This window comes from Streptomyces sp. IBSBF 3136 (assembly GCF_036815105.1).
Lineage (GTDB): Bacteria > Actinomycetota > Actinomycetes > Streptomycetales > Streptomycetaceae > Streptomyces.
Genome location: NZ_JAJSZC010000314.1, coordinates 1 through 10,397, shown reverse-complemented (window position 1 = coordinate 10,397; position 10,397 = coordinate 1). Strand labels below are relative to the sequence as shown.

The 10,397-nt window shown below is 72.2% G+C and carries 7 protein-coding genes; 1 reads left to right on the top strand and 6 read right to left on the bottom strand.

Going from position 1 to position 10,397, the window contains the following annotated elements:
- Positions 1-426: 426 nt before the first annotated feature.
- The 5 genes from V7E45_RS37240 to bldG all read right to left on the bottom strand — a co-directional run bounded on the left by V7E45_RS37240 (position 427) and on the right by bldG (position 7,006).
- Complete coding sequence (locus V7E45_RS37240) at positions 427-1,947, bottom strand: class I SAM-dependent methyltransferase (protein ID WP_333778713.1); 1,521 nt, start codon at positions 1,945-1,947, stop codon at positions 427-429.
- A 505-nt stretch (positions 1,948-2,452) separates the two neighbouring features.
- Positions 2,453-3,064 carry a small secreted protein gene (locus tag V7E45_RS37235; RefSeq protein WP_333778712.1) on the bottom strand — a complete coding sequence of 204 codons (612 nt, stop codon included), beginning with the start codon at positions 3,062-3,064 and terminating at the stop codon, positions 2,453-2,455.
- 302 nt (positions 3,065-3,366) lie between these two features.
- Positions 3,367-5,772, bottom strand: a complete 2,406-nt coding sequence (locus V7E45_RS37230) for a sodium-translocating pyrophosphatase (protein ID WP_333778711.1) — start codon at positions 5,770-5,772, stop codon at positions 3,367-3,369.
- 296 nt (positions 5,773-6,068) lie between these two features.
- Entirely contained in the window at positions 6,069-6,506 is a 438-nt protein-coding gene (locus V7E45_RS37225; RefSeq protein ID WP_333778710.1) for an ATP-binding protein, read from the bottom strand.
- A 158-nt stretch (positions 6,507-6,664) separates the two neighbouring features.
- On the bottom strand, positions 6,665-7,006 hold the full coding sequence (bldG, locus tag V7E45_RS37220) for an anti-sigma factor antagonist BldG (protein ID WP_010986038.1): 342 nt from the start codon (positions 7,004-7,006) through the stop codon (positions 6,665-6,667).
- Between the two features lie 83 nt (positions 7,007-7,089).
- On the opposite strand from bldG, the gene V7E45_RS37215 reads away from it, so the two are divergent.
- On the top strand, positions 7,090-9,597 hold the full coding sequence (locus tag V7E45_RS37215; RefSeq protein ID WP_333778709.1) for a DEAD/DEAH box helicase: 2,508 nt from the start codon (positions 7,090-7,092) through the stop codon (positions 9,595-9,597).
- On the opposite strand, the gene V7E45_RS40795 is transcribed toward V7E45_RS37215, so the two are convergent.
- Entirely contained in the window at positions 9,509-10,183 is a 675-nt protein-coding gene (locus V7E45_RS40795) for an Rv3654c family TadE-like protein (RefSeq protein WP_443056338.1), read from the bottom strand. The genes V7E45_RS37215 and V7E45_RS40795 overlap by 89 nt on opposite strands.
- Between the last annotated feature and the right edge of the window lie 214 nt (positions 10,184-10,397).

Sequence of the window (10,397 nt, the reverse complement as noted above, 5' to 3'; positions counted from 1 at the left end):
GCCCGGAGCGGGGCAGGCAGTTTGGGGCTCGGCGGCACGACTGGTGCCCCAGGTCGTCGCAGCCGGTCACGGCGCGGATCCCGGCCGGGGCGCCACAGAGCAGGACCCCGGCCGGGAATCACAGCACTTCACGGCACTGCGCCTGGCCTGGGGCGCCGCGGCACAGCGCCCGACAGGGCATCGCCCGCGGCACCCCGCCTGAGCTGGGGTAGGTGACTCAGCCCACGCCCCGGGTGGCCGGCTCGGCGCCCCGGCCGGGGTGGGGCGTGCGGCACCGCCCCGGGGGCGGACGGCACAGCGCCCGGTCCGGGGCACCGCAGCGCGGCCCCACGCCGGCCGCAGTGCGACCCGCACGCCGCCGTGTCGCGGCACGGCGCCCCCACACCCACGTGCTCCTTCTCACAGTCCCGCGGTCGCGGGACGGCGTCACACCTGGGGCTCGAGGAAGCCCTGCTCCACCAGGAGCCGGATCTGTGCGGGCGTGCGGTCGCGCAGCAGGACCGGGTCCTCGCCGACGAGCTGGGCGATGGCGTCCAGGATGCGGCCGGCGCTCAGCGTGCCGTCGCACACCCCGGCGAAGCCGGCGCCGACCGTGTCGACCTTGGTGGCGCGGCGCATCCCGCGGTGCTGGCGCAGCACCACATGCTCCGGGTCCTCCGCACCGGGCAGCCCGACCTGCTCCTGGACCACCTCGGCGGCCAGCTTGAAGTGACCTTCGAGCAGCGCCGCGTCGTCGTACTCCCGGAGGTAGTCGAGCCGGTCGAAGTGCGCTCGGATCACCTCGCCGAGCGGCTGTTCGACCGGGTGCGGCCACTCCTCGACGGTGACGGAGGGCTCGGCCGCCCCGGTCCTGCGCAGGGTGATCCAGCCGAAGCCGACGGCCCTGACCTTGCGCGCCTCGAACTCGTCCAGCCAGGCGTCGTACCGCGCCTGGTACTCCGCGGGGTCCCCGCGGTGGTCGCCGGCGTCCCTGAGCCACAGCTCGGCGTACTGCGTGACGTCCTGCACCTCGCGCTGCACGATCCAGGCGTCGCACCCGCGCGGCACCCACGACCTGAGTCTGTCCTGCCAGTCCTCCCCCGCGACGTGCTGCCAGTTGGCGAGGAACTGCGCGAACCCGCCCTGGTTCAGTCGTTCCCCCGCCTGCTGAACGAGCGAGCGGCACAGATCGTCCCCGCCCATCCCGCCGTCGCGGTACGTCAGCCGGGCGCCCGGGGAGATCACGAACGGCGGGTTGGACACGATCAGGTCGAACGTCTCGTCCTGCTTGACCGGCTCGAACAGCGAACCCGTGCGCAGGTCGGCGGCCGGCGCGCCGGAGAGCGCGAGCGTGAGCGCGGTGATGTGCAGCGCGCGCGGGTTGACGTCCGTGGCCGTCACGCGCGTGGCGTGCCGGGAGGCGTGCAGCGCCTGGATGCCGGAGCCGGTGCCGAGGTCGAGGGCCGAGCCGACGGGGGTGCGGACGGTGATGCCGGCGAGCGTGGTGGAGGCGCCGCCGACGCCGAGGACGACCTCCTCGGCGCGCTGCCCGATGCCGGCCGCGCCGCCGACCGCGCAGCCCAGGTCGGACACGATGAACCAGTCCTCGCCGTCGGGGCCGCCGAAGGGCCGTACGTCCACGGTCGCGGCCACCTGGCCGTGGCCCGCCTCGGTGAGCCAGCCGCTCTCCAGCGCCTCGTCGACCGGCAGAACGGCCGCCACGCGCGCGTGGGGCGCCGGTTGCTGGAGCAGGAACAGCCGGACGAGGGTCTCCAGCGGTGTGTCGCCGCGGGTGGCCCGCAGGGCGGGCACGGTCTCACTGCGGGCCAGCGCCGCGTAGGCGGGGGCGCCGAGCAGATCGAGCAGCCCGTCGGCGGTGAAGGAGGCGGCGAGCAGGGCGTCGCGCAGGCGTGCGGCGACGTCGGGCCGGTCGGTGGCGGGCAGGGTGGCGAGGCCGGTGTCAGTCACGCCCCCATTGTGGCCCGCGGGCGCTGCCGAAGGCCGCCCCGGCGCCGCGTCCGGGCCGGAACGCCACCGGTGCCTCCCGACGCGACCGGGCCGAAGAACCGCCGCTGCCGGCCGACACCACCGGGCCAGGCCGGCCACTGATGTCGGCCGAGGCACAGCCGGGCCGGAGCACCACCGGTGTCGTTCGACCTGGCCGTTCCCCGCCGCTGTCAGCCGGTCCCACCGGGCCGAGCCCGTCACCGGTGCCGGAAAGCATGGCCGGGCCGGACCGAGGCCACTGTCAGCCGACGCAGCCGGGCCGCACCGCCGCCACTGTCAGCCGACGCGGCGGAGCCGGTCCCCGTCGCTGTCAGCCGGTGTCACCGGTGCCGGGCAGCATGGCCGTTGCCGGACCGCCGCCAGTGTCAGCCGCGAGCCGGGGCGCACCACCGCCACTGTCAGCCGACTCAGCCGGGCCCGACACCACCGGTGTCACCCGGCGCGGCGGAGCCGGCCCCCGCCGATGTCAGCCGGCCGTCGTGGAGGCCGACGTGGACGCCGTGGCAGACCCGGCCACCTTGCAGCTGGGCTGCTTGGCGATCGCCGCCTGGACGTCGCCCTGCTCCAGCCGCTTGAGCGCCTCGGTGCCGTTGTTGCTCTGCTGGCCGATGGCCTTGGTCTGGTCGGCGACGTCGTGCAGCCCGCTCGCGAACTTGCCCTGGTCCTTGGTGTCCAGACCGTCGACCTTCTTCTTCAGGTCGCTGTACGAGGTGGCGAGGCCGTTGAGGTTCTTGGCCGCGTCCTGCTGGCGCTTGGCACCGCCCTCGACGCCGGGGGGCGCTCCGGCGCTGCTGATGGCCGCCGCGAGCCCCTTGTAGCCGTCGGCCATGTCCTGGAAGGCCTGTGCGTAGGTCTCCTTGGCCGTCTTGGGCGGCAGGTTGCTGTCCGTGGCGATCTTGGCTATCGACGCGTTCGCCGCCCTGATCTTCGCGTCCTGCGCGGGCACCGCGTCGCACACCGTCTTGGCCCAGGCCACCAGCTTGGGATCGGGTCCGCTGTCCTTGTTGCTGCTGCATCCCGACAGCGCCACTACCAGTACCGCACCGCCGGACAGTGCGGCCGTGAGCTTCTTGTTCACCGGATTGGTCCCTTCCATGGCTCTCGGCCCCCGGAATCTACACGGCGGACCGCCGCCCCCCGTATACCGAACGGCCTATTGGTCTGCTTTTGTGACTCTTCGCACCATGGGAGAGAAGGCTCACGGCATGGGTGGAGCCGCAGCGGAGACCCGCGGGAGACCCGCACACGAACGGGGGGGGGGGGGGGGGGGGGGGGGGGGGGGGGGGGGGGGGGGGGGGGGGNCCCCCCCCCCCCCCCCCCCCCCCCCCCCCCCCCCCCCCCCCCCCCCCCCGCCCGTTGACCGGACCCTGTGGAGAGGGCCTACGAAACCACCGCCGCGTCGGCCGAGTTGGCGACCCGTTCCGCGTTCTCGTCGTCGCCGACCGCGATACCGCGCCGCTTGGACACGTACACGGAGACGATGATCACCAGCAGGGCGACGATCGCGATCCCGATCCGTGCCCCGATGTTCTTGTCGTCGCCGTAGGAGAACTTGATCACCGCGGGCGCGATGAGCAGCGAGACCAGGTTCATGACCTTCAGCAGCGGGTTGATGGCCGGACCCGCGGTGTCCTTGAAGGGGTCACCGACCGTGTCCCCGATGACCGTGGCCGCGTGGGCTTCGCTGCCCTTGCCGCCGTGGTGGCCGTCCTCCACCAGTTTCTTGGCGTTGTCCCACGCGCCGCCGGAGTTGGCGAGGAACACGGCCATGAGCGTGCCCGCGCCGATCGCGCCCGCGAGATAGGAGCCGAGCGCGCCGACGCCGAGGGTGAACCCGATGAAGATGGGCGCCATGACGGCGAGCAGACCGGGTGTGGCCAGCTCCCGCAGAGCGTCCTTGGTGCAGATGTCGACGACCTTGCCGTACTCGGGCTTCTCCGTGTAGTCCATGATCCCGGGCTTCTCACGGAACTGCCGTCGCACCTCGAACACCACCGAACCGGCCGAACGCGACACGGCGTTGATTGCGAGTCCGGAGAACAGGAACACGACCGCGGCGCCCGCGATGAGCCCGACCAGATTGTTCGGCTGCGAGATGTCCAGCGACAGGCTCAGCGGCGAGCCGGGTCCGCTGAGTTTCGCGCCGACGTCCTGGACGTTGGTGGTGATGGCGTCCCGGTAGGACCCGAACAGCGCCGAGGCCGCGAGGACGGCGGTGGCGATGGCGATGCCCTTGGTGATGGCCTTGGTGGTGTTGCCGACCGCGTCCAGGTTGGTGAGCACCTGCGCGCCCGCTCCCTGGACGTCACCGGACATCTCGGCGATGCCCTGGGCGTTGTCGGAGACCGGCCCGAAGGTGTCCATGGCGACGATCACGCCGACCGTGGTGAGCAGGCCGGTGCCGGCCAGGGCGACCGCGAACAGCGCCAGCATGATCGAGGTGCCGCCGAGCAGGAACGCGCCGTACACGCCGAGCCCGATCAGCAGCGCGGTGTAGACGGCCGACTCCAGGCCCAGCGAGATGCCGGAGAGGACGACGGTGGCCGGGCCCGTGAGGGAGGTCTTGCCGATGTCCCGGACCGGGCGGCGGTTGGTCTCCGTGAAGTAGCCGGTCAGCTGCTGGATCACGGCGGCCAACAGGATGCCGATGGCGACCGCGACCAGGGCGAGGACGCGCGGGTCGCCGTCCTTGCTCCGGATGGCCGCGTCGGTGACGCCGTCGAGGTCCGCGTACTTCCCTGGCAGGTAGACGAAGACCGCGACCGCGACCAGCGCGAGGGAGATCACCGCGGAGATGAAGAAGCCACGGTTGATCGCCGTCATGCCGCTGCGGTCGGCGCGTCTCGGGACGACCGCGAAGATGCCGATCATCGCGGTGATCACCCCGATGGCGGGCACGAGCAGCGGGAAGGCGAGCCCGGAGTCGCCGAAGGCGACTTTGCCGAGGATCAGTGCGGCCACCAGGGTGACGGCGTACGACTCGAACAGGTCGGCCGCCATGCCGGCGCAGTCGCCGACGTTGTCGCCCACGTTGTCGGCGATGGTCGCGGCATTGCGCGGGTCGTCCTCCGGAATGCCCTTCTCGACCTTGCCGACCAGGTCGGCGCCGACGTCGGCGGCCTTGGTGAAGATGCCGCCGCCCACACGCATGAACATGGCGATCAGGGCGGCCCCGAGGCCGAAGCCCTCGAGCACCTTCGGCGCGTCGGCCGCGTAGACCAGCACCACGCAGGAGGCGCCCAGCAGGCCGAGCCCCACCGTGAACATGCCGACCACGCCGCCCGTGCGAAATGCGATCTTCATCGCGGTGTGCGAGACGGTGGTGAGATCTTTTTCCGGTTCGCCGGGTGCCGGAGTGGCCTCCCGGGCCGCCGCTGCGACGCGCACATTACTGCGCACGGCCAGCCACATGCCGATATAGCCGGTGGCCGCCGAGAACACCGCGCCGATCAAGAAGAACAGTGATCGTCCGGCGCGCTGATTCCAGTCGTCCGCGGGCAGCAGCAGAAGCAGGAAGAAGACGACGACGGCGAATACGCCGAGCGTGCGCAGCTGCCGGGCGAGATACGCCTTGGCACCTTCCTGGACCGCCTCGGCGATCTGTTTCATGCTGTCGGTGCCCTCGTCGGCCGCCAGCACCTGACGCACCAGGACGCCCGCGACCGCGAGCGCGGCCAGGGCGACCACCGCGATCACCGCCACGAGGATCCGGTTGTCGTCGGTCAGGACCGCTGCCGCGAGTGTTGTCGGGTGACCCAACTGCTGAGGGGTAGAAAGCCCCGCCATTCGTCCTCCTTGACGCTTGGGCTGAGCTCAAGATGTGGACGGATTCTAGGTACCGCCGAGTGATCTAAACAGGGGACGGTAAACGGAATTAGCCTTCTCGTGCCACTTCAGCAAACGATCGAGGTCAACCCATTGAACCCGAAAGTAGTAACGCCCTTGGGGCATTGACGGGCACATTGATGCTTGATCAAATTATCGGGGTATTGATCGTGAATTCCTTCACGAATTCGGCGGGTGCCCCGGAAAAGCAGGAAGGGCCCTGCTCAGCAGGGCCCTTCGATGCGCTGTGCGCGGGGTCAGACGAGAGCGACCGCCGGTGGCGCGGTGGGCCAGCTCATGCGGATCAGCCCGCCGTTCTCGCCCGTGGTCACCTCCACGTCGTCCACGAGACCACTGATGACCGCGAGGCCCATCTCGTCCTCCTCGGCCTCCACGTCCGCGTCGGCGGCCGCACCGCCGGCCACCCGCTCGGCGGGTACGGCGTGCGGGGCCTCGTCGCCGACCTCGATGGAGAACAGCTTCTCCTCCTCGATCAGCGCCACCTTCACCGGAGCCACGATCGCGTGGCTCTGGTGCAAGCCGACGGCACGGGAGCAGGCCTCGCCCACGGCGAGCCGGACCTCGTCCAGCACGGCCTCGTCCACTCCGGCCCTGCGCGCCACCGCTGCCGCCACCAGCCGGGCGGTCCTGACGTGCTCGGGCAGCGCGCTGAAGCGGAGTTCGACGGTGGCCATGCATCCCCCTCGCGACTACGGGCGTGCGTTGTCGGGGCGGGGCCGCCGAGAGCCCGCACCCCTGCGGAACTACTGGCCCCCACGACGAACCGGCCGGGGGCCGGGGCCTACCGGTGTCCGGACCGACCAGCGGTCCGGACACGGCGACCGGCCCTGGGTCAGTCGGTGGCCGCCACCGCTTCCTCGACCGAGGTGTGGATCGGGAACACCTTGGTGAGGCCGGTGATACGGAAGATCTTCAGAATGCGCTCCTGGTTGCAGACCAGACGCAGGGAGCCCTCATGGGCACGTACCCGCTTCAGGCCGCCAACCAGCACGCCGAGTCCGGTGGAGTCGAGGAAGTCCACGCCCTCCATGTCGACGACGAGGTGGAAATTGCCGTCGTTCACCAGCTCGACCAACTGCTCGCGCAGCTTGGGCGCGGTGTATACATCGATTTCGCCACCGACCTCGACGACCGTACGATCGCCGACGGTACGGGTCGACAGGGACAGGTCCACGGATCCTCCAGCACCTTGCTATCGAGCGGTCGTCCCTCGGGACACCTTGGGCTTGCGGCCCCCGGGACGCAACGCCAGCCGCGATGGCATTCAATCACTTACCGGCAGGCGTGCACGACGCCTTGGCCCCATTGTCCGTCACGCCGGTGACACACTCGGTGCCGATGGCCAAGAATCACCGATCCGACAGACCCCTGGCAGACCCGGCGTCCCGCCCGTCTCCGGGCATGGTCCTGGACCGACTCGCCTCCGGGCCGAGCCGGTCCGCGCGCATCACTCATACGGAGCACTTGCCCCCGCGCGCGGGTCGGCATGCCGTCTGGCCTGATCGAATTCGCACGGAAGTGATCGCCGCCGTACAGGCGTGCGGTATCGAGCACCCGTGGGCCCACCAGGCGCTGGCCGCCGAGCACGCCCTGGACGGCGATTCGGTGGTCGTCGCGACCGGCACCGCGTCCGGCAAGTCCCTCGCGTACCTCGTGCCCGTCCTGACGGCCCTGCTGGACGGCTCCGAGGCCCCCAACGGCCGGGGCGCCACGGCCCTCTACCTGGCGCCCACCAAGGCCCTGGCGGCCGACCAGTGCCGGGCGGTGAAAGAACTTTCCCAACCTTTGGGCAACGCCGTTCGGCCAGCCGTGTACGACGGGGACACGCCGTTCGAGGAACGCGAGTGGATTCGCCAGTACGCGAACTACGTCCTGACCAACCCCGACATGCTCCACCGGGGCATATTGCCGTCCCACCCCCGCTGGTCCTCCTTCCTGAAAACGCTCAAGTACGTCGTCATCGACGAGTGCCACACCTACCGGGGCGTCTTCGGCTCGCACGTCGCCCAGGTGCTGCGCCGACTCCGCCGCCTGTGCGCCCGCTACGGCGCCTCACCCGTCTTCCTGCTGGCCTCCGCGACCGCCGCCGAGCCCGCCGTCGCCGCCCGCCGGCTGACCGGCCTGCCGGTGGTCGAGGTCGCCGACGACGCCTCCCCGCGCGGAGAACTCGTCTTCGCCCTCTGGGAGCCCCCGCTCACCGAGCTGCACGGCGAGAGAGGCGCACCCGTACGGCGTACCGCCACCGCCGAGACCGCCGACCTGCTGACCGACCTCACCGTGCAGGGCGTGCGATCGGTCGCCTTCGTGCGCTCCCGGCGTGGCGCCGAGCTGATCTCCGTGATCGCCCAGGAACGGCTGGCCGAGGTCGACCGCTCCCTCGCCCGGCGTGTCGCGGCGTATCGCGGCGGCTACCTCCCCGAGGAGCGCCGCGCCCTGGAGCGCGCCCTGCACTCCGGCGAGCTCCTCGGTCTTGCCGCCACGACGGCCCTGGAGCTGGGCGTGGACGTCTCTGGCCTGGACGCCGTGGTCATCGCCGGGTACCCCGGCACGAGGGCCTCCCTGTGGCAGCAGGCGGGCCGCGCGGGCCGCTCCGGCCAGGGCGCCCTCGCGGTGCTCGTGGCCCGCGACGACCCGCTGGACACCTACCTGGTCCACCACCCGGAGGCGCTGTTCGACCAACCGGTCGAATCCACGGTCCTGGACCCCGACAACCCCTACGTCCTCGCCCCGCACCTGTGCGCCGCCGCCGCGGAGATCCCGCTCACCGAGGAGGACCTGGACCTCTTCGGCCCCGCGTGCACGGACCTGCTGCCGCAGTTGGAGGCCGCGAAGCTGCTGCGCCGCCGCACCAAGGCCTGGCACTGGACGCGCCGGGAGCGGGCGGCCGACCTGACCGACATCCGCGGCGCAGGCGGACGCCCGGTGCAGGTCGTCGAGGCGGCCACCGGCCGGCTGCTCGGCACGGTCGACGCGGGCGCCGCGCACTCCACGGTCCACGAGGGCGCCGTCCACCTGCACCAGGGCCGCACCTACCTGGTGCGCTCCCTGGACCTGGAGGACTCGGTCGCCCTGGTCGAACAGGCCGAACCGCCGTACTCCACGGTCGCCCGCGACACCACCGCCATCTCCGTCCTGGAGACGGACGTCGAGGTGCCCTGGGGCTCGGGCCGCCTGTGCTACGGCTCCGTCGAGGTCACCAACCAGGTGGTCTCCTTCCTCCGTCGACGGCTCATCACGGGCGAAGTGCTGGGCGAGACGAAACTCGACCTCCCTCCTCGTACGCTGCGCACCCGCGCGGTGTGGTGGACGGTCACCGAGGACCAACTGGACGAGGCCCGGATCCCCCCGGAGATCCTCGGCGGCTCCCTGCACGCCGCCGAGCACGCCTCGATCGGCATGCTGCCGCTGTTCGCCACCTGCGACCGCTGGGACATCGGCGGCGTGTCGGTACCGCTACACCCCGACACGCTCCTGCCCACGGTCTTCGTCTACGACGGCCACCCCGGCGGAGCGGGCTTCGCCGAGCGCGCCTTCCACACCGCCCGCGCCTGGCTCGCCGCCACCCGGGAGGCCATCGCGTCCTGCGAGTGCGAGTCCGGCTGCCCCTCCTGCATCCAGTCCCCCAAGTGCGGCAACGGCAACGACCCGCTGCACAAGAGGGGCGCGGTACGGCTCCTCACGGTGCTGCTGCGCGGCGCGCCGCAGGAGGAGCCGACGGATCAGCATGCGCCGCCGGCGGGCCGCCAGGAGGCCGCGGAGGGCTGAGCGGAGAGCCGAGCCGTGCGGCTTCCGTGGCGGGCGCCGCGCCCGGGAGCACGGTCGGCGCCAGTCCGGTCGGCGCGAGTCCGGTCGACACCGGCCCCGCGGGCCCCGGCGTCAGTCCGGTCGGCACCGACCCCACAGGCCCCGGCCTCAGTCCGGTCGACACCGACCCCACAGGCCCCGGCCTCAGTCCGGCCGGCACCGGCCCCGCGGGCCCTGGCGCCAGCCCGGCCGGTACCGGCCCCGCAGGCTGGGGCGTCAGTCCGGTCGACACCGACCCCGCGGGCCCGGGTGCCAGTCCGGCCGGCACCGGACCCGCGGGCCCCGCTCTGGCCCTGACCTCCGCCGCGAACGGCCCCCGCCCCGACGCCGCCGTCACGTCGGAGGTCTCGCCCACGATCGCGCACCGCACCAACCGGGCGCTTTGGGCCCGCGCCACCCGATCCGCCCGGGCGCAGGCCCCCGAGCCGCCCTCGAACCAGTGGTCCGCAGCCGCCAGTGCCGCCAGGTCCGCGGCCCCGGCCGCCCGGTGCCGGACGACAACGGCCTGCCCGAGCGCCAGCACGGCGCCGAAGACGACGCACAGCACGGTGATCGCCCCGAGACTCCAGACGGTGGCTGAGCCACGATCTGAGCGAAGTCGACGGCCGCCGGGGGCCCAGCGGGCACATAGGGTGCGGAGGGCACAGAGGGCGGCTCTGGCCGAGCGAGTCCAGCATGCGGGTTCGGCGGAGCAGGCGGAGCCGACAGATCTCACAGCGGCGGCCCGGCGGGCCAAGCTGGCAGGGCAGGCAGGGCGGGCA